Below are 18946 nucleotides of genomic sequence, written 5' to 3'. Positions count from 1 at the left end.
AGGTTCCACCTCTTCCCATTCCGAACAGAGAAGTTAAGCTTCGTCACGCCGATGGTACTGCATATTGTGGGAGAGTAGGTAGTCGCCGTCTTATATGAGAGATCCTCGAAGTAGAGATACTTCGGGGATTTTTTGCGTTTATAAGCTTTGGATTTTCTCTACACGAAGGTTGCGGATGAACAACGGAAAAAAACGATAGATGTCATTACGGTAAAAAAATTACGAGAATACATAATAAGCAGACTGTTCCAATCTAAAAATTTAATATGCGTCTGTATGATGTGGTAATAATAAATCATATATAGAATACTGAGAAATACTGATTTCGCAGTTTCATGCGGATAATAAGCCGCAAAACCGTATATTGGCAAAAAACAGTGATGCTTATGTAATGATGTATGGTCTTCCGTTTTTACGTAGATCCCTTATTTTGAATCGAAACAATATTTTTTTTGCTTGTCTGGGGAAAACAAAAAATCCCGATTTCGCTTGGAAATCAGGATTTTAATGTTTTTAGCTTTCTTCGAAGTGGTGCCACCAGGAATCGAATAATACTATTCAAAGTCCTAATTTGCAACACTTTAATATCTTTGGAAAAATCCCCGAACCACTGAATCAGCCATATGCCAAATTCACTAATTTTCGATAGATTCTCGTTACTCATCCTTTGACTTTACAAAGGTAAGTGTTCGGTTCTATTCCTCCAAATGTTTATATAATTATTTAGAGTAGTTACAAGTTATTTGCATGAAGTTTAGTTTTTGATTATTAGCGATTTAAGAAATGTCATTCAAATGCTAATACTTTGTTTCTTTCCAATATTTCTATAATGTCCTGTTCCTTATATAGAATCTTTCCACCTATTCTGTAATAAGGCAATTTACCATTCATTCTATATTCAATGAGTGTTCTTTTTGTAATTTTGAGAACTTTAGATAACTCCTGTTCTGTAATATAGCGGTTCCCGTCCAATATAGGTCTGTAGATTAAAGAGTTTGTATCCAACATTTTGGATATACTTTCCATGACTTCAATAAATCTTTTAACCTCATTACTATCCTTATTCAATACCATCTGTCCCATTTCCATTATTAGTATGTGTTTTGAGGTTCTTCTTCATATAGTTTAGAATATCTTCTTTATTGTAATATACTTTTCTGTCTATACGACTGAAAGGGATTAGCCCTTTCTGCCTTAGAGACAATAGTTTTCTGTCTGATATATTCATAAGAATACATACATCCTGATTATCCAACCATTCATTCAGTTCAGATTTGGAAAAGTTCAATCCTTTCAATTGTTTTTCTATTTTGAACAATATGTTGTTCATTTCCATAAATGCGCCGGCTTCTATGTTCACTATCTCCATAATCATTAGTTTAAGTTGTTGGGTAAAAATAGAATAGAAGGCTGTGGAATACAAGAGATTATCATCAAAGTTCATAATATGACATCAGATGTCATAGCGAAGCCACAGGACTATGCAGATCAGAGGGAGTTGAAATCCCTGTCTTATTTCGGGATTTTATAAGCAGACTATGTTTTGTTATTTGGGAAAGTGTATTTTCACAGCATTTGTGAGGCCATATATGGAATATAAGGATAGCCTCCTTTGGTTTACGGCTATGCGTCACGTCGGTCGCAGTTAATCCCTGTAATCTTTCCTTTAATTCTAATCCGTTTGCCGCCGCATTCTTTTTCAGGTGAATTTTCATGGCGATAGCCATAAAGAAAATTCTCCTGAAAAAAGAAATAAATGCGGCTGGCAAATCAGGATTGGGATTTATCTTTGGTGGAAGGGATAACTATTAAAAATTTTGATTTTATTATATGTAAAACTATTCTTCTAGGTTGTATGACTTCAGGAAATTTTTATTGTTCTTACTTTTAGAGGTTTGTTATTATAAAATTAGTATACATATGCCCCATTATGAGAATGTGCCATTTAATGTGCCGGATAATTGGATTTGGACGACTGTAGAGGAAATTTTAGAACTTGTTTCTGGGCAAGATTTTCCACCAGAAAAATATAATAATAATGTTTCAGGTGTTCCTTATATTATTGGAGCCAGCAATATTGAAAATGAACAACTAGTTATAAATAGATGGACAGAATTCCCCTCAGTTTTTTCATATATAAACGATTTACTCGTAGTATGTAAAGGTGCTGGTGTTGGAAAGATGGCTATTAACAATATTGGCACAGCTCATATAGCTCGTCAGATACAAGCGGTAAGGGCATATACAAATTATATCAATATTAAATACATAAAAGCCGTTGTAAAGCATAACATAGAAGATATAATATCAAAAGCCAATGGATTAATACCTGGATTGAAACGAGAGTTATTGTTATCTTTACAAATACCACTTCCTCCATTCTCAGAGCAACAGCGTATCATTATAGAAATGGAACATTTGTTTACTTTGATAGACAAAGTAGAAGAAAACAAATATGACCTACAGGCTATCATAAAACAGGCAAAGAATAAAATTCTTGATCTCGCTATTCAAGGTAAACTTGTACAGCAAGACCTAAATGAAGAACCCGCTTCTGAGTTGCTAAAGCGTATCAATCCGAAGGCAGAAATCACTTGTGATAACGGACAGTATGGGAAGAGACCGTTTGAGATACCAAACTCATGGTGTTGGAGTAGGTTGGGAGATATAAACAATATAGCCAGAGGTGGTTCTCCTCGACCAATAAAAGATTACCTAACCGATGATAAAAATGGAATCAACTGGATTAAGATTGGCGACACAACAAGGGAAGGAAAGTATATTGACTCAGTAAAAGAAAAAATCCGTCCTGAAGGTATGAAAAAATCAAGATTTGTCCATAAAGGAGATTTTCTTTTGACAAATTCAATGAGCTTTGGTCGACCATATATATTAAATGTGGATGGTTGTATACATGACGGTTGGTTGGTTATCTCTCCAATTGGAGAAGTGTATACATCAGACTTCTTGTACCATCTACTTTCATCTTCTTTTGCTTTCGAACAATTTACTAATGTTGCAAGTGGTGGAGTCGTTACAAATCTAAATTCTGATAAAGTTGCAGATACGATATTTCCGGTTCCTCCCCTTGCAGAACAGCAACGCATAGTCGCAAAAATTGAAAAATTATTTGAGCAACTTGACTATATAGAAAATTCCTTAGAGGCGTAGGGCTAGCCTCTAAGGAGATGGACTTACCAATTTACAACCTTGTCCACAATCTTCTGCTGTTCGCTGGCAGTTCTACGAAGATAGATACGAGTGGTTTCTATGCTTTCATGCCCCATGAGGTCGGCAAGTAAAGCAAGGTCGTTAAAGCGGTCAAGGAAGTTCTTGGCAAAACGATGACGGAATGAATGAGGATAAACCACCTCCTTATTCATTCCGTATTTTTCGGCAAAATGCTTGAGTTGGGAAGCGATTCCACGAGTAGTAATACGCTGTCCGAAACGGTTCAGGAAGATATAGCCTGATGTCAAGCCTTGACTTTTCAACCATTTTTCTGCTTCTGTCCGTAAATTCTTGGGGATGTATAGTCGTCGAATCTTTCCGCCTTTACTATACAAATCAAGATAGCCCACTTTGATGTGTTCCGCTTTAATGTGGAGCAACTCACTAACACGTGATCCAGTCGCAGCCATGAACCACACGATGAAATACCACTCTTCGTATCCATCTGCTTTAAGCCGTGCTTTGAGAAATTTATAATCGGCATCGCTGATTACATTTTCCAAGAAGTTCTTTTGTTGCACCTTTACGAACTTTACTTTTAGTTTTTCTTGTTTCGTAAACTCCAAGAACTTATTGATACCTTGCAATCTCAGGTTCACTGTCTGCGGTTTGAAGTTCTCTACCAAATACCCCTTGTATGCCAAAAGGTTCTTTTTATTCACTTCTCCATAATGGTTGAAGAAATACTGCACCGTCCACACATAAGAGGTGACGGTGTTCTTGGCAAGATTAGTTTTTGCCAAATAATTTTTGAATTTTGTTACCATATTATATTGATTTATAATGAATACAGTAACAATATAGCAGAACGTATCGGACATTATACGCAGTTACCCGAAGGATGGCAAATTGTATCTATGCAAACCTTATGCAATTTAATTGATGGAGAAAAGCAAAGTGGCATTGAAAGAATTAATCTTGATGTTAAATATTTGCGCGGTGAGCGTGATGCTAAGAAGTTAATGGCAGGCAAATACATTCCGGCAAATTCTCTTTTGATATTGGTTGATGGCGAAAATTCGGGAGAAGTATTCAGAACTCCAATAGATGGCTATCAAGGTAGCACATTTAAGCAGCTATCTATAACAGATGAAATGAATGCTGATTATGTCTTACAAGTAATAAGCTTGCATCGCAAGACCCTACGAGAGAATAAGGTAGGTTCTGCAATTCCGCATCTTAACAAAAAACTATTCAAGGCAATAGAAGTACCTATACCTCCTTATAATCAACAGAAGAAGATTGTAGAAGCTATAAATATTATGTTTAAACATCTTGATGCAATAATGGAGAGTCTATAAACTCTCCATTATTGCATCTAATTGAGCAAATATCTTATTAACCACATTTATAATTCTTTTTTGTTCCGTAAATGGCGGCAAAGGAATATAGGTGTTTATTATTTTTTCTTTGGATATATTTGGCTGTGCTCCACCACCTCCCATTTTTATAAACTCTTCCCTATGGGATAATAAAAAGAGAAATATAAACTCTCTGTCTATCCCATTAAAGACTTCACAAGCACAACAGGCTTGATTTGTTGTAGCAGGAAATGTTAATATTCCAATCTTTCCTATTGTCGCTCCATACATAGCAATTAACACACTACCAGTAGGATTTAGTTTCACAGAAGTTTCATTCAAGGCTTTTTCTGTTATATATTCGGGAATATGTGTAATATATCCATCATTTAAATCTCCTGTTTTTAGCCAAGGAATATTCCCATTATAATAATCCTTATTCAGCCTATTTGGTGTACTACCCGACTGCCATTTGCCAATTTTTCCAAGTGTTGTCCAACTCCAATTTTGAGGTACTTCAAAAGGTAACTGCGTATAATGTCCGTTATCACAAGGTGTGAAGTCAGGATTTATGCGTTTCAATAGTTCGATAGCTGGTTCTTCGTTCGGATCTTGTGGTACGAGTTTACCGTGAATGGCGATGTCAAGAACTTTGCTTTTGGTTTGCTTGATTATGTTTTGTAAGTCTAATTTTCCCTTTTCTATTTGGCCTAGTAAAGCAAACCAATGTTCAATCTCGGTAACTATGCGTTGCTGTTCAGTTAAAGGTGGCAAAGGAAAACCCATCTGTTCTAAATTGTATTTTGGTAAACCTTCACGACCACTACCCGTAATCTTCATAGATTTAGCAAAGTATGAAGATAAAACTAACGCATGGAAATATTCAGGTTCAACTAAAACAGAACGCATAATACAAACGTGTTGACTGACATTGCCACAATTAAAATCAGCAGGAACCACGGCACATCTTCCCAATGAACCTCCAGTAATATTCAACAACAAATCGTTAGCAAGAACTTCCGTACCTTTCATCTTCTGATGAACTTCTTCGGAAATATATTTGATGTCATCATAAACAAGTCTGTCATTATATACATTTTGCGATCGGAAAAAAGGAATCCCTTTCACAGAATAGTTACTTCCTTTTGGTGTACTACCGGAACCTATCTTTGAGCATATTTCTTCAATCGTCGTCCACACCCATCCCTTTGGCACTTCAAATGGAACATTCTCATAATGGGGCGTATCAGAAGTTTTAGCTGTTTTTTTACTACGCTTTATTTTTCCCTCTTTTATTAAACGTTCTTTCTCTGCTTTAATGCGTTCAAGTAATACGGATGCAGGTTCATCATTCGGATCTTGAGGAACAAGTTTACCACGAATGGCAAGGTCTAGTATTTTTTGACGTAATTTCTTTGTATCCATTTGGATTAGTCTTTGTTTAAGAATAGATTGCAAAACTCATTCAGTTGCTGCTGCATGCGTTCCTGTGGAATGAGAATACGCTTGTATTCAGCAATCATGGTAGGACTCATGCTTCTGCTCATGGCATATTCTACTACTACCTGGTCTGCTTCTGGGCAGAGAATAATACCGATAGACGGATTCTCGTTAGAACGTTTTACATCTCGGTCAAGTGCTTCCAAATAAAATTCCAACTGTCCAAGGTCGCGAGGATGAAACTTTGTCTTTTTCAATTCCACAGCAACTAATGCCTGTAAGCCACGATGAAAGAATAATAGATCTGCCTTGAATGTAGATGTCCCTATATTAAGACGATATTCCTGATCCATGAATATAAAGTCCTTTCCCAGTTCAAGAATAAACTGTTTCATGTGTTCTACTAAACTACTTCTTAGCTTTGATTCACTATGCTTTTTAGGCAAATTAAGAAAATCAACAAATAGAGTATCTTTGAACATTATTGGTGCATTAGGATATGTTTCAAGCAATCCTTTTGACATATTATCCTTATTACCTAATAACCCGGCATAAGTCTGATTAGAAATACAACGCTGAAGTTCTCGTTTTACTAAATGCTCTTTATTGGCATAGAGTATATAAAACAAACGTTCTTCATTACTTTTGCATCGGCATAATATTTCTATATGATTAGTCAAACTCGTTAACTCCAATATCTTAGGCATTTGTCCAATTGCTGGCTGGACAAATTGTGTAGCCAACGGTTGCACAATTACAGTAGTTTCCTGTGTATGATTTCTTGCTTCAATTTGTCCAGTTATTGGCTGGACAAATTCAGAGTTCAGATATTTTACTATTGTTGTATAAAATGTTTCAGAAGAGTATTCTTCATAAAACAACACCATATTATAAATATTGCTTCTTCCAAAACCTTTGATGTCAGGGCGTTGGGAACGTATATATTCAGACAGTTGCGAAACGACCTTGCTTCCCCATTCTTCGCTCTTCAGTTTAGCAGATACATATCCGCCTACATGCCATGCTGTGAGTAGCAGCTCTTCATTGACGGCTTTTGAAGCATTACTTTTATGTTGGAGAATAATATCTATGATTTCTCCGAATTGTTGTTCTATTGATTTTGCGATATCATTATTCTTCATACGCTTAATCTTCATTTATGTTTGCAAGCAGCTTCTCAAGTTCTGCAACTGCTGAGCTAATAGTTTTACTTTTCTCTTTTATGTCAGCCATCAATTCAGCCAAGGAGCGGTCATCAGACTCTCCTCCTTGTTTTATCCAGGTTATATCAAGGCTTGTCTTGTCACGAGTGAGAATATCATCTACCGGATATTTACGCCAACGCCCTTGAGGATTGTTTTCTGCATCATATGACTCTTTGCGTCCTTCTAAATTTCCTGCATTATAGCATGTAACAAAATCATCCAAATGATGTCTCTCTAATTTATTAGTAGCAAGCGTATGTTTGATATCAGTACGATAATCATAGAACCAAATCTCTTTTGTCGGTTGACCTTTGGAAAAGAACAATACATTTGCTTTTACGCCTTGTGCATAGAAAATACCTGTAGGCAAACGAAGTATCGTGTGTAAGTTGAAGTCCGAAAGTAATTTCTTGCGGATTGTTTCTCCAGCACCACCTTCAAAAAGGACATTGTCTGGTAATACTACGGCTGCACGACCTCCGGTTTTGAGCATCAGCATCATGTGTTGAAGAAAGTTCAACTGATTGTTCTTCGTTTCTACATAGAAATCCGGGCGGTTAATATCCACAGAACCTGCTGGACGAGTACCGAAAGGAGGATTGGCAAGTATTACATCTACAAGGGAGGATGGCTCTTTCTCCAAAGAATCCTCACAAACAATCGGACTCCGGTCTGTTCCCACACCATGCAAATATAGGTTCATGGAAGCTAGCGTTACGACCAATGGTGTGTTATCTACGCCATGCAGTGCCTTGTTACGCAAGAAATCACGTTTTTCTTTACTGGCAGACTGTTCTTTCATGTAATCATATGCAGTCAAGAGAAAACCTCCGGTGCCACAGGCCGGGTCACAAACCGTTTCTCCAATTTGTGGGGCTATGCAATCTACCATTGCTTTGATGAGCGGGCGTGGAGTAAAGTACTGACCGGCACCACTTTTCTTGTCCTGTCCATTCTTCTCAAGGATGCTTTCGTAGATAGCACCTTTCACGTCTCCATCCATGATCAGCCATTGTTCCTCATCAATCATGGTAATGACTTTTTTCAAATAGACTGGCTTGTCAATCTTGTTTTGTGCTTTTGTATAAATTGTGCCGATAAGGTTTTCCTGTTCACTCAGTTGTTTCAGAGTATCTTCGTATTGCTTTACTAAATCTAGACCGTCAAGAGATATTAAATCACTCCATTGATAACCAGATGGTATTGCTGATTCTTCTCCAAACATTTCTACATTCTCTGCGTCCATCTTTAAAAATAGAAGATAGGTGAGCTGTGTAATATAATCTGTAAAACCGATACCTTGCCCGGCAAGAGTCGTTGCCAGATTCCAAACTTTTTTGGTGAGCGATTGCTCTGTTGTATTATTTGTTGCCATATTTTTAATCAAAACTTTTATGCTCTATTATAAGCATGTCATCTAATGTGACCTTATAAATATTTATTTCAGTTACGTAATAGAATGGATATTGCGATTTGCCTTCTTTTGAGACATCAATAAAACAATTCCACGAGGAAACCTTTGGAGAAGGAGCTCCCGGATCAAGACAGAAAATTTTAGTTATGACATCCTCCTCATCGCGTTCTATTCCTATGGCTAATAAAGCATGCGCACCACCATTGAATTCTGTTGAGATTATTACAGGGATATTTTGATCTACGAATTGTTCTATTAATTCAATCCTATCATCATTAGTTCTTGGTCTTTTGTGTATTGCTCTAATCTCAAATGGCTGTTCGTTGATTTCACGTGCTAATGCTGTATAGTTATAACCATTTTGGACAAATCCTTGCTCATAGAAAAAATGATATAAGAATTTGCCTTTGGGAGTACGCCTATCGGGAAATTTATATAGTTGAATATCTTGCTCTTCAATCATCCCTTGGCATAGCATAGCCATTATGAGTGAATAAATAGAACATGCTCCATCTAAATCACCTTGTTGTTTATGTATATTGACCCATTTTCCATTTGCATCTTTTGTTTGCAAACCTATTCTATTCAATCGTATACTATCTATTATTTGTATGGTTGCCATTATTATGCTGCTTTTCTTAAAACCACAAATGTGTATAGAGACTGTAAAGCTTCGTTTGCTTTCTGCATATTGCCAAAAGCACGAATCATTTGTGCTGCCTGAGTTGCATCATCTTCACGAATCTCTTTGATCGTACAAGCTCCGTTGGAAGCAATATAATCTACAATACGACTGATAACTTCACGTTGTTTATCTGTTATTTCGCGCTGATTTTGTCCTAACCATAGATTAAAATACTGTTTAGAGGTAGAAACTACACTATCTAATCGTTCTATTTGGTGTAAAGCAAAACGTACAAGCTGTATGATATTAGTCAAAGCATCGCTTTCTTCTTTTGTAGAAGAACGTCGAACACTGTTTGGATTCAGAATGGCATATGAATTCCACAATTGTTTGGAAGTAAAATGATTGTTAGCCATCTTGAGTTTGTTTTCCAAATCTTTTAGCATTGAATAGGTAATTGGCTCGCCTTCATTATTATAAATTATACGTAGAGCCTCTATTTCATCACAATGTTCTTTGCAGAAATCTTCAAAGGCTTCTGTTGTACTTTTAGCTTCTTCTATTGAAAAACCTTTAGATATAAGCGTGTCCTCACCAGGCATCAGCGTGTTGACAAACCCGGCAGCAAGAATGAGCAGATACCTGCGCGCATTTGCGTGATTTGCAAGCGGAGCTACTAAACCTTTCCGTTCGTTATTAGGCTCTTTGGTACTTATGAATGGCGGCAGGGTATTGTTTTCAAATGCTTCGTAAATCCTTGAAGCAAGTTCTTTCATGTCGTCATTAGCCAAACGTACGAACTCATTCCGCTGTGAATTATCTGCTTTGTTGTATATTCTGGAAAGTGTTGCAGCAAGACGTTTCAGATGCTCATCAGGAAGGTAACCATGGGTAATCTGTTCCAACAGCTCTTTAAGAGTGATAATCTTTGTAGTAGGCTCATCGGTTATCGTAGGTATTGTTTTTTCGTGTTCAGTAACACCTACGGCATCAATCAAATAGAAACAGTCTTTGCTGAACGCATTTGGGGTGACATTTCGTAACTGCTCATCTCCAATTGTGCGTACACCACGTCCTTTCATCTGTATATAGAGCGGTAAAGATTCTACATCACGCATGAAAACCAATACTTCAAGAGGCTTAACATCTGTACCAGTTGCTACTAATGTACAAGTTACGGCAATTCTGAAATCCTTGTCATTCCGGAACTGACGTATCAATTCATTACTATCGCCCGCAGAATAAGTTATTTTTTGTACAAAACGGTCATCTGTACGTCCAAATACCTCTTTAGCTATCTGTACGATATTGCTGGCATGAGTCTCATTTAGAGCAAATATCAAAGTCTTTGGCAGATAGTCAAAATTGGCATCCCGCTGTGGATCATTAAATAACTCCGTATAGACTACATCACGATAAGTAGACAGAATAAGTTTTATTTGCGCAGGATTAATGACACTTCTGTTTAGCTCTTTATTGGTATATGTTTTCGTTTCTTTATTGGAAATGGTTTTTACATCTCCGGTATATCGTGTTTCTTCTTTGATTTTTTCTCCTTCTAATATAGCACCGCCATTTTCTGTAACCTGAGTTTTGATTCGATATACACGGCAATCTACATTTACACCATCAACGATACTTTTTTCCAATGTGTAGTTGACTATACGATTATTGTTAAAGAATGCCATTGTTTCAGGAATTGGTGTGGCTGTCAATCCAACAAGTCTGGCTGTATCAAAATATTCCAATACCTTACGCCAATTCCCATAAATGGAGCGGTGACACTCATCTATGATAATCAGATCAAAATAATCATGTGGTAAATTGGGATTAGGAGGCAATACAACTTCTTCTGTAGGATCATTATCATCATCGTTGTCATTATCCTCAATAACATCGCCTTTCAGAAAAGAAAAAAGACGCTGTATTGTTGAAATAACGACATTGCTATCAGATGGTATAGAAGAGGAACGAAGACGATTCACTGTAAATATTGTATTGAATGCATCTCCATTTTCTGTCAACCGGAAAGTTCCAAATTCTCCCTCTGCCTGTTTCCCGAGGTTATTTCTGTCCACAAGAAATAGTACTCTTCTCATTGGAGTATATGAAAGAAGACGATATGCAGCAAGACATGCGGTATATGTCTTACCTGCACCAGTTGCCAATACCATCAAGGCGCGATTCTGCCCACTTCTGAAACTTTTTTCCAGTTCAGTAACTGCCTCATATTGACAATCACGTAATCCTTTTTTTCGCAAAGTTGGGAGTCCGGCAAAATAATCATTTATTCCCAACAGCTTAACCAATTCATGAGGAGATGGGATCGTTAAGATTTGCTTGAAACAAGAATCCTTTTTACGAAAGTCGCAGAAATACAGGTCTTTTCCATTTGAAGTAAATATGAAAGGCAAAGGCTTTTGGTATACTTGATAGATATTAGGAACATTCCGGGCATATAAAACAGCCTGTTCGCACACAGTATTGGAAAAAGGATCTATCTCTTCTCTTTTGGCTTCAAGCACACCTACAGCTTTTCCATTAATAAAAAGAAAATAGTCAGCTTCTAGGTTGCCTTTTAAAAGTCCTTCCCTTATGGCTACAGCAGTACAGTTTGGTTCGTAGTTGTTTCTATCAACCACTTTCCATCCAGCATCAGTAAACCATTGATCTATTTTTTGTCTCGCTTTTTCTTCTGGTGTCATATATTCCTATATTTTTATATTATCGGAAGTTGTATGCTAGAAAAATAACATCTACAAAGAACAAACTATTGGCGTTCATCCTTGTCCGTTATCAAATCTTTCAGGTCAACTTGAAGAATTTCAGCAATTTGCTGTAAGGTTTCCAAATTAGGCTGGATTCTGTTACAAGCATACGCATTGACCATGCTAAAACTTTTATCCAGTCTTTTCGCTAACCACGTTTGTGAAATCCCTTTCTCCGATAAAACAACCTTTATTCTATTTAATTTCATTTTTAGATGTAATTATATTACGCAAATATAGTGAATTATATTCGATAATTTAGATTTTCTTTTGTATGTTTGCTTAAACATTATACTAAAAATCGAAATGAATGGATTATATGGATAGTCTTTTTGCAGTATGTAATTTAACAGGTAAAAGTATAAACGGATGGGAGGTTATAAATCAACTTCCAGAACCGGATAGGTCGAAAGGAGAAACAGGAGGGAATTTCTCTATATGCTATATTGTAAAGAAAAATGGTATTGAATGTTTTATGAAGGTACTTGATTATAGAAATTGTATGACAAGACCTTTACGTCCGCATGAAACAAGAATATCAGTAATTGAAAAAGCAACGAGAGAATTTAAATACGAAATGGCATTATCCGAGCATTGCAATAAACATAGAGTAAAAAATATAATTACGTATGTAGATGGTGGAGAGTGTGAATTAACAGATTTTATGTTCCCTACTGTAACTTATATAATCTATGAAAAAGCAGATTGTAATATTAGAAAGATTATCAACTTTTCTACAAAATTGGTTTTTACCGAAAAACTAAAAACTATTTCGTTTAAATTAAAATCTCTTCATGATATAGCATTAGGAGTTAAGCAACTTCATAAAATAGAGATCTCCCATCAAGATCTGAAACCATCTAATATCCTTTCTATTGGTAATAATTCGAAATTAGGTGATTTAGGACGCTCATTATGTCTTAGTACAGAAGTCGAATGTCCATATTCGTTATCAATGTTTAATGGAGATTGGACTTACGCACCTCCAGAAGTTTTTTTTAACTATAGATTATCAGATGATAAAGAAAGGCTTTATCAAATGGATAATTATATGATAGGATCTTTGATTGTATATTATATAAATGGAGTTTCCTTTAACACTTTACTTGATAGTAAGCTCTCCGGAGGAATTCGTGCTTTAGCTAAAACAGGAATAAGTTTTGATGAAGCAAGAACATATTTATTAGATGCATATCATCAATCTTTATTAGATTTCGAAGAAAGTATTCCACTTGAAGATTTAAAAGAAGGACTAACAAAAGTAGTTGAATATTTATGTCATCCGGAACCTGAGAAAAGAGGACATCCTAAAAACATATCAAAAACAAATAGAACCCCTAATTATGATTTAGAAAGGACAATTTCAGAGTTAGATTTATTTCAAAGAAAAGCAGAACTAAATTTGTATAAAAAATAATATGGCATCTAAATCAGATACAAGTAGCAGAAATGTTATTCCGGATTGGAAAGATTTTAAAACTTGTTTTAAATCAGGTGAATTATCAGGAAACTCTTCATATCAAATACAATTGCCCCAATATCCGATAATGGAGTATCTAGAAGCTTGGAGAGAAGAGAAAAATATAGCCATTGCTGGTGACCTTATAAGTGCAGCTATTATGAATGGACATACGCATATGCCTGAAGTATTAACTGCTGCAAAGTACATTGTTGAAAGACCGGAAAAATCTACTTCCTCATTACTCTCTGTTGCACAAACACTTCTTCAATCAAAAGAACATAAGGATAGGATATTGTCTCAAGATAAAGTTTCAAATCAATTAAATAATATTCTGAATGGTGAAAATATTTACAAAGAAAGAGTTAAGTATTTTAGGAATTTAATTAAAAAGTATTCTTTTAATCCAATATGGTATGCAGAGTTATCTAGATGTTATATTAATCTGGGGCTTCTCGAAAAGGCTACTAATGCAATGCAAATAGCAATTCATTTGTCTCCCACTTCTAGATTTATTTCTCGTTCTGCAGCTAGGTTATTTCTTCATATAGGTGATATTGATAGAGCCCATCATGTTCTAGTACATAATCCAACTCTTCAATATGATCCATGGTTATTAGCATCAGAAATTGCAGTTAATGCTTCAAGAGGAAGAAGTTCTCGATTCATTAAAATGGGAATGTCTATGGTGTTCTCTGGTAATTATTCTCCGTTTAGTTTTAGTGAATTGGCAAGTGCTATTGGTACAAAGGAATTAGAATCTTCAAGAAAAAAAGGAAAGTTGTTTTTAGAAAAATCTTTAATATCACCAAATGATAATAGTTTATCACAAGCAGATTGGTTAATGAATAATGATAAATCCTTATCGTTGAATTTTTCAAATATACAAAAGCCTATATTTAATTTTGAATCAGATGCGAGATATTCTTTTTTTAAAAAAGAATATCAGTCTGCATTAGAAAGTTCTATTGCATGGATTGGGATAATGCCATTTGCACGGACTCCAATAAATTTTGCTGCAGATATAGCATATACATATCAAAATAACTATGCTGATGCTATTAAGATACTTCAGATAGGATTAAAAGCAAATCCTAAAGAACTTTCATTTATGAATAATCTTGCTTATGCTTATGCACTAAATGGACAAACAAAGGAGGCTGATGAGATTTTGATAAAATTATTGCCACTTGTTTCCAATGAAAGGGAACTATATATTTGTGCAAAAGCCACAAATGGGTTGAATGAGTATCGTAAAGGAAATATTGAAGTAGGTAGAAAACTCTATTCTGAATCTGTTAATTATGCCATACAAGTAGATGCTATAAATTTAGTTCACAAAGCCTTATTAAATAATATTAGAGAAGAGATTCGTGCAACACACCAATGTAGTACAGAACTTTTACAATTACTTGATAAATTACATACGGGGAACGAACGTGAAACAGAAGCAATGAAAAATGAGATAAATAAAATGCTATCTTCCCTTTAATAATTTATCACATTTATTTGTTATAGATTTAATAGTGAGTATCGTATTAGATATCTACTTTTATAAAAATATTAAGCTTATATTATCTAGATATTCGCTTATAAAATAATAATGGAATTTACATCATACTAATTCCATTTTTGTTTTAGTGTGCTCTGACTTTGGAGGAGAATTCCAGACCGTTAGGTAGGGTTAGTTAGTTTTTGTCTGACAGAATACTTTCTGTCGGACGAAAACACAACTTGCTCTGTTCGTTTGAACAGAGAATCCACTTAAAGTGGATTGTGGCTCCATGCCCATTTATAGCTATAAAATAGAGTCATATTTACCTGATGAAAAATGTAAATATCAGTTTGTTTGTGACAAACCTGTATGCAGAGTTGAATATCGTGTGAATGGAGTGCCTGATATTTAGTTATTTGCCGAAATTTAAATATTCAATATTGAAAGTTTTATGCTGTATTGTACTATAGTATCCTGATTTACAGATTCTGTATCATATAATAGTATGTAGATTGTTATAGTAAAGTTGTATGCGTTGCTTAATAAAAGTTGTAATATATTGATAATCAGCGTGTATATGGAATGAACTCTGTTGTGATATTGCAATAGTGTAATACCCTGATAACATAATAACACAACAACATAATGCCCTAATAACATAACATTGCAATAACATAATAATACAACAACATACTACCCTAACAACATAATATTGCAATAACATGATAACACAACAACATAATATCCTAACAACATAATATTGCAATAACATAGTACCTCCATATTATAATATTGTCAGGACATAGTATTATGCCAATATAATGCCCTGACAAAACAATATCTTAATGCTCCAAATTGTATGATGTAAAAATCTGAATAACATAGCCCGGAAAGATCCATCACCATTATCTGATAATGGATCTTTCTGAGCCACCTTCTTCTGCCTATTTGAAAATCGGATTGGAAAGCAGAATCTTGTAATATACTGTACCTCCCACCTCTATGGGAGCCTTGGCAATCATAAACTGTACGGTCTTCCTTTCCACTTTAGCCTGAAGCATGATTCTCCGCACAATGAATCCGGCAGAGAATCTGGCACACCTTTTATCTTTCCATACAGTGAACCCGTCCTTGTCTGTCGTATGGCAGATATACCATTCTCCCGTATCCTCATCGTGTGCGAAATTAACCCGTCCTCCATCGAGAATCCCCAGTTCAATAGACATTGTCTTTGACAGGTAAACCGTTCCCTTGCTGTCCATGTTGATTGTCCGCTTCCACTGATAAACCACCTGCTGCGGACGTGAGTTCTCCTTATTATATACTATCAGTGCCATAAGTTTCTGTTTTAAGGGTGATACAATAAACTAACTGATTAGGATATGAATCCTTCTACTGCCAGCATCTGGCTTCTCCATGAGAATCCCCGGTTTGACCGTACTGTATCCATAATCGTGTTTACTTTTCCTGAAATGGCACTTGCCGATATACCCATACATTCCCCCAACGCCTTGAATGAAAAGTCTGATTCATAAAAACGCAACGTAAACATCCTGTATTCCTGATAGGAGAACTTTCTTCTGATAAAGTTAAGAATGTCCTTCACCAGTTTTTCACAGCTGTTCAGGTCATCCGGAGAAAAGAAATCCGCATCTTCCCCACATCGAAGAAAGAAATATTCATCCGGATGGGCATATTTGCTTTCCAGCCTGAACTTGACCATGAACGCTTTCCTGTAACATCCGATAAAGTATGCTTCATAATCCGTTATTTCACTTTCCGGATTCAGCACCTGCTTTCTTACAAACAGATAAGTGTCATGAAAATTGTCCTCATCCAGTGCCCCGTATCTGCCAACGAGATTTCTTAACCTGTCATAAGACACCGTAAACCAGTCATTGAACCTTTTTTCCACATTGTTCGCTTCCATAATCTTCCATTTATTGAGTTATACATGGCCTGCCCGTGGGTAGGCATTCTTATTTCTTGTGCGTTCCCCAGTTTGTTTTCCGATGATTGCTGCAAGGCTTGCCGTGAAAAAATACGCTCTTGCGTCAGCAAGAGGAAGATTTTTTCACAGGCAACCAAGCCCCTTCAGGGGCCGCCTTGCGCGATCATTCGGAAAAACAACTATCTTTGCTGCAAGAAATGAGGATGACTTCATCTTGAAAGTGCCTGGTCTCTGTATATTATTACAGACGGTTATGCGAGGTATAAGATAGGTTTATCTCTATAACCCCATCTTGCTCCTTACTATATTCATGTTGTCCTTCAGGTTCCTGTCCATGACTCTTGCATAATGTTGTGTCATTCTTGTTGATGCATGTCCGAGCATGGCAGACACCTCCTGTAATGGAACGTTGTTGGCCAGCGTGACGGTAGTAGCAAACGTATGTCGGGCTGCATGTGTGGTCAGATTCTTTTTGATGCCGCAGAAGTCCGCAATCTCCTTCAGGTAGCTGTTTGCCTTCTGATTGCAGACAACAGGAAGGCAAGTCCCTTGTTTAAGACATATCGGGTGTGATTCGTATTTCTTCAGTATTGCCAATGGAACAGGAAGAAGCGGAACATTTGCTATGGAACTTGACTTTCTTCTTCTCTCCAGTTTTACACGTCCTTTTCTTATCCACCAGTCACCGTTATTGTCCTGCTCCAGATGTTCCGGTCTCAATGTGGATACATCAGCGAACGCCAGACCGGTGAAGCACGCAAACAAAAAGATGTCCTTGACAAGCTCCAGCCTCGGAATATCGAAATTCCTGTTCATTATAGCCTGAAGCTCGTTATTTGTCAGGAATACCGGATCTGTCTCGTCCTGTTCCATCTTATATCCGTAAAACGGGTATTTCCGCATCCATTCTTTGGCTATTGCCATATTGGTGATTTTCTTCAGGCATTTCATGTAGCGGACTATTGTGTTGCGGCACAGTCCGGCTTCTGTCTTCAGGAAAACATCAAAAGCCTTGATGAAATCAGGGGAAAGTTCATGGAATGTAATATCATTCTTCTCATAAAAGCGCGGCACAAACGTTTCAAGTTTTCTGAGCACATTCTTATAACGGTTGATGGTAACGGGAGAATAGTCTATGTCAACAACATTTTCCATAGAGGAAATTTCTTCTTTGACTGTTCCAAGCAACGTCCGGACAGTCTCATCCTTTCCGAACACACGCTTTAATATCGTCTTTGGAGTTATCAGTGCCGATTCAAAGGTCAGTTCCTTGTGCTTTTCGTATGCGCGTGTAGTGAGGGCGGAAATATAGTTATTCAATTCGATGGAAGCCCTGTCTTTTCCTTTACTGCATCCCTTTGCCGGATTCCAGTTCTTTAATGGAACGCTTCTCTGTATTCTTATTTCTTCATATTGCCCGTTGATGGTAATCCTCATTAGGATTGGAGCCTCGCCATTTTTCAGCAGTTTTGTTTTCAGAACGAAAAATAGAATGTTCATTGTTCCTTGTTTCATGATCATTTTCTTTTTGAAGTTGCACATTCGGTTATTTCGTCAATCCTGAATGGAGCGGATGGCTGGAGAGAAATGTTAAATTCGGTGGCTTTTATTATTGCCGGCTCTAAAAAACCACCGTTTTTTGTTTCTCTTACTATTATCCGCCTGTAGGTACAATCATTATCATCGGATAAGAAAGCCTTTAGCAGACATTGTATTTCATCCGTCATTCAGTAGGGTATGCAAATGTAGAATTTCATCCCTGAAAATGATTCACGCAAATCGTTGAGAATAAGTGAAGTATGGTACATATCGGTGGTTTTTTCATGGGACTCAAAAAAAGCCACCGAATCAGCAATTTTTTATTGCACCGGATTGCACATTTTTGCGGACAGCACATAAAGAAAAAACCGCTGAAATAACTGTATTTCAGCGGTTTTCATGATTTTTCGTTTTGTAAAAGTGGTGCCACCAGGAATCGAACCGGGGACACAAGGATTTTCAGTCCTTTGCTCTACCAACTGAGCTATGGCACCGTTATTTCTCGTTTGCGGTTGCAA

General features: G+C 36.5%; 16 protein-coding genes, 1 tRNA gene and 1 rRNA gene. 5 read left to right on the top strand and 13 right to left on the bottom strand.

The annotated features are described in order from the left end of the window. Positions 1-91, top strand: a 5S ribosomal RNA gene (rrf, locus tag H6A61_RS09825); the annotation flags it as partial. 695 nt (positions 92-786) lie between these two features. Here rrf and H6A61_RS09820 read toward each other — a convergent pair. Further along, the gene (locus tag H6A61_RS09820) at positions 787-1083 is read right to left on the bottom strand and encodes a helix-turn-helix domain-containing protein (RefSeq protein ID WP_025018363.1); all 297 of its coding nucleotides are present in this window, start codon (positions 1081-1083) and stop codon (positions 787-789) included. Next, positions 1061-1369, bottom strand: coding sequence for a helix-turn-helix domain-containing protein (locus H6A61_RS09815; protein WP_025018362.1), 309 nt, complete (start codon positions 1367-1369; stop codon positions 1061-1063). The genes H6A61_RS09820 and H6A61_RS09815 overlap by 23 nt, the downstream gene beginning before the upstream one ends. A gap of 551 nt (positions 1370-1920) precedes the next feature. Between H6A61_RS09815 and H6A61_RS09810 the strand changes: the two genes are divergently transcribed. Further along, positions 1921-3171 carry a restriction endonuclease subunit S gene (locus tag H6A61_RS09810; protein WP_025018361.1) on the top strand — a complete coding sequence of 417 codons (1251 nt, stop codon included), beginning with the start codon at positions 1921-1923 and terminating at the stop codon, positions 3169-3171. Positions 3172-3194: 23 nt separating this feature from the next. Here H6A61_RS09810 and H6A61_RS09805 read toward each other — a convergent pair whose 3' ends face one another. Further along, positions 3195-3998: a tyrosine-type recombinase/integrase gene (locus H6A61_RS09805; protein ID WP_025018360.1), complete on the bottom strand. Its 804-nt coding sequence runs from the start codon at positions 3996-3998 to the stop codon at positions 3195-3197. A 6-nt stretch (positions 3999-4004) separates the two neighbouring features. Here H6A61_RS09805 and H6A61_RS09800 point away from each other — a divergent pair, with 6 nt between their 5' ends. Continuing rightward, a complete protein-coding gene (locus H6A61_RS09800) occupies positions 4005-4532 on the top strand; it encodes a restriction endonuclease subunit S (protein WP_033892446.1) in 528 nt (175 codons plus the stop codon). Here the strand turns inward: H6A61_RS09800 and H6A61_RS09795 are convergent. From H6A61_RS09795 to H6A61_RS09770, 6 genes are all read right to left on the bottom strand, one after another. After that, the gene (locus H6A61_RS09795; RefSeq protein ID WP_204393251.1) at positions 4527-5957 is read right to left on the bottom strand and encodes a restriction endonuclease subunit S; all 1431 of its coding nucleotides are present in this window, start codon (positions 5955-5957) and stop codon (positions 4527-4529) included. The two genes, H6A61_RS09800 and H6A61_RS09795, sit on opposite strands and share 6 nt — an antisense overlap. 5 nt (positions 5958-5962) lie before the next feature. After that, positions 5963-7114 carry a PDDEXK nuclease domain-containing protein gene (locus tag H6A61_RS09790; protein ID WP_025018357.1) on the bottom strand — a complete coding sequence of 384 codons (1152 nt, stop codon included), beginning with the start codon at positions 7112-7114 and terminating at the stop codon, positions 5963-5965. A gap of 4 nt (positions 7115-7118) precedes the next feature. Next, positions 7119-8552: a type I restriction-modification system subunit M gene (locus H6A61_RS09785; protein ID WP_021929905.1), complete on the bottom strand. Its 1434-nt coding sequence runs from the start codon at positions 8550-8552 to the stop codon at positions 7119-7121. Positions 8553-8556: 4 nt separating this feature from the next. Beyond that, entirely contained in the window at positions 8557-9213 is a 657-nt protein-coding gene (locus H6A61_RS09780) for a papain-like cysteine protease family protein (RefSeq protein WP_204393249.1), read from the bottom strand. 2 nt (positions 9214-9215) lie between these two features. Then, the gene (locus H6A61_RS09775) at positions 9216-11921 is read right to left on the bottom strand and encodes a DEAD/DEAH box helicase family protein (RefSeq protein WP_204393247.1); all 2706 of its coding nucleotides are present in this window, start codon (positions 11919-11921) and stop codon (positions 9216-9218) included. A 65-nt stretch (positions 11922-11986) separates the two neighbouring features. Next, positions 11987-12193 (bottom strand): helix-turn-helix domain-containing protein, encoded by a 207-nt coding sequence (locus H6A61_RS09770; RefSeq protein WP_025018354.1) that lies wholly within the window; start codon positions 12191-12193, stop codon positions 11987-11989. 101 nt (positions 12194-12294) lie between these two features. Here H6A61_RS09770 and H6A61_RS09765 point away from each other — a divergent pair, with 101 nt between their 5' ends. Both H6A61_RS09765 and H6A61_RS09760 read left to right on the top strand, forming a co-directional pair. Continuing rightward, positions 12295-13401 carry a protein kinase domain-containing protein gene (locus H6A61_RS09765; protein WP_204393245.1) on the top strand — a complete coding sequence of 369 codons (1107 nt, stop codon included), beginning with the start codon at positions 12295-12297 and terminating at the stop codon, positions 13399-13401. Between the two features lies 1 nt (position 13402). After that, positions 13403-14935: a tetratricopeptide repeat protein gene (locus H6A61_RS09760; protein ID WP_204393243.1), complete on the top strand. Its 1533-nt coding sequence runs from the start codon at positions 13403-13405 to the stop codon at positions 14933-14935. A gap of 947 nt (positions 14936-15882) precedes the next feature. Here H6A61_RS09760 and H6A61_RS09755 read toward each other — a convergent pair. From H6A61_RS09755 to H6A61_RS09740, 4 genes are all read right to left on the bottom strand, one after another. Then, the gene (locus H6A61_RS09755) at positions 15883-16275 is read right to left on the bottom strand and encodes a hypothetical protein (protein ID WP_204393241.1); all 393 of its coding nucleotides are present in this window, start codon (positions 16273-16275) and stop codon (positions 15883-15885) included. 38 nt (positions 16276-16313) lie between these two features. After that, a complete protein-coding gene (locus tag H6A61_RS09750) occupies positions 16314-16868 on the bottom strand; it encodes a sigma-70 family RNA polymerase sigma factor (protein WP_204393239.1) in 555 nt (184 codons plus the stop codon). Positions 16869-17168: 300 nt separating this feature from the next. Beyond that, complete coding sequence (locus tag H6A61_RS09745; protein WP_204393237.1) at positions 17169-18404, bottom strand: site-specific integrase; 1236 nt, start codon at positions 18402-18404, stop codon at positions 17169-17171. A gap of 445 nt (positions 18405-18849) precedes the next feature. Further along, positions 18850-18922 (bottom strand) — tRNA-Phe (locus H6A61_RS09740). Positions 18923-18946: the final 24 nt, after the last annotated feature.

Origin of the sequence: Bacteroides caecigallinarum (genome assembly GCF_016901995.1) — a bacterium.
GTDB classification, from domain to species: Bacteria; Bacteroidota; Bacteroidia; order Bacteroidales; family Bacteroidaceae; genus Phocaeicola; species Phocaeicola cellulolyticus.
This window is presented reverse-complemented; position numbering and strand designations above follow the sequence as displayed.

Bases quoted from the DNA above. Each gene is read 5' to 3' on its own strand.
- H6A61_RS09820 (WP_025018363.1), bottom strand. From the start codon at position 1,083: ATGGGACAGATGGTATTGAATAAGGATAGTAATGAGGTTAAAAGATTT.
- H6A61_RS09815 (WP_025018362.1), bottom strand. From the start codon at position 1,369: ATGGAGATAGTGAACATAGAAGCCGGCGCATTTATGGAAATGAACAAC.
- H6A61_RS09810 (WP_025018361.1), top strand. From the start codon at position 1,921: ATGCCCCATTATGAGAATGTGCCATTTAATGTGCCGGATAATTGGATT.
- H6A61_RS09805 (WP_025018360.1), bottom strand. From the start codon at position 3,998: ATGGTAACAAAATTCAAAAATTATTTGGCAAAAACTAATCTTGCCAAG.
- H6A61_RS09795 (WP_204393251.1), bottom strand. From the start codon at position 5,957: ATGGATACAAAGAAATTACGTCAAAAAATACTAGACCTTGCCATTCGT.
- H6A61_RS09790 (WP_025018357.1), bottom strand. From the start codon at position 7,114: ATGAAGAATAATGATATCGCAAAATCAATAGAACAACAATTCGGAGAA.
- H6A61_RS09785 (WP_021929905.1), bottom strand. From the start codon at position 8,552: ATGGCAACAAATAATACAACAGAGCAATCGCTCACCAAAAAAGTTTGG.
- H6A61_RS09780 (WP_204393249.1), bottom strand. From the start codon at position 9,213: ATGGCAACCATACAAATAATAGATAGTATACGATTGAATAGAATAGGT.
- H6A61_RS09775 (WP_204393247.1), bottom strand. From the start codon at position 11,921: ATGACACCAGAAGAAAAAGCGAGACAAAAAATAGATCAATGGTTTACT.
- H6A61_RS09770 (WP_025018354.1), bottom strand. From the start codon at position 12,193: ATGAAATTAAATAGAATAAAGGTTGTTTTATCGGAGAAAGGGATTTCA.
- H6A61_RS09765 (WP_204393245.1), top strand. From the start codon at position 12,295: ATGGATTATATGGATAGTCTTTTTGCAGTATGTAATTTAACAGGTAAA.
- H6A61_RS09760 (WP_204393243.1), top strand. From the start codon at position 13,403: ATGGCATCTAAATCAGATACAAGTAGCAGAAATGTTATTCCGGATTGG.
- H6A61_RS09755 (WP_204393241.1), bottom strand. From the start codon at position 16,275: ATGGCACTGATAGTATATAATAAGGAGAACTCACGTCCGCAGCAGGTG.
- H6A61_RS09750 (WP_204393239.1), bottom strand. From the start codon at position 16,868: ATGGAAGCGAACAATGTGGAAAAAAGGTTCAATGACTGGTTTACGGTG.
- H6A61_RS09745 (WP_204393237.1), bottom strand. From the start codon at position 18,404: ATGAAACAAGGAACAATGAACATTCTATTTTTCGTTCTGAAAACAAAA.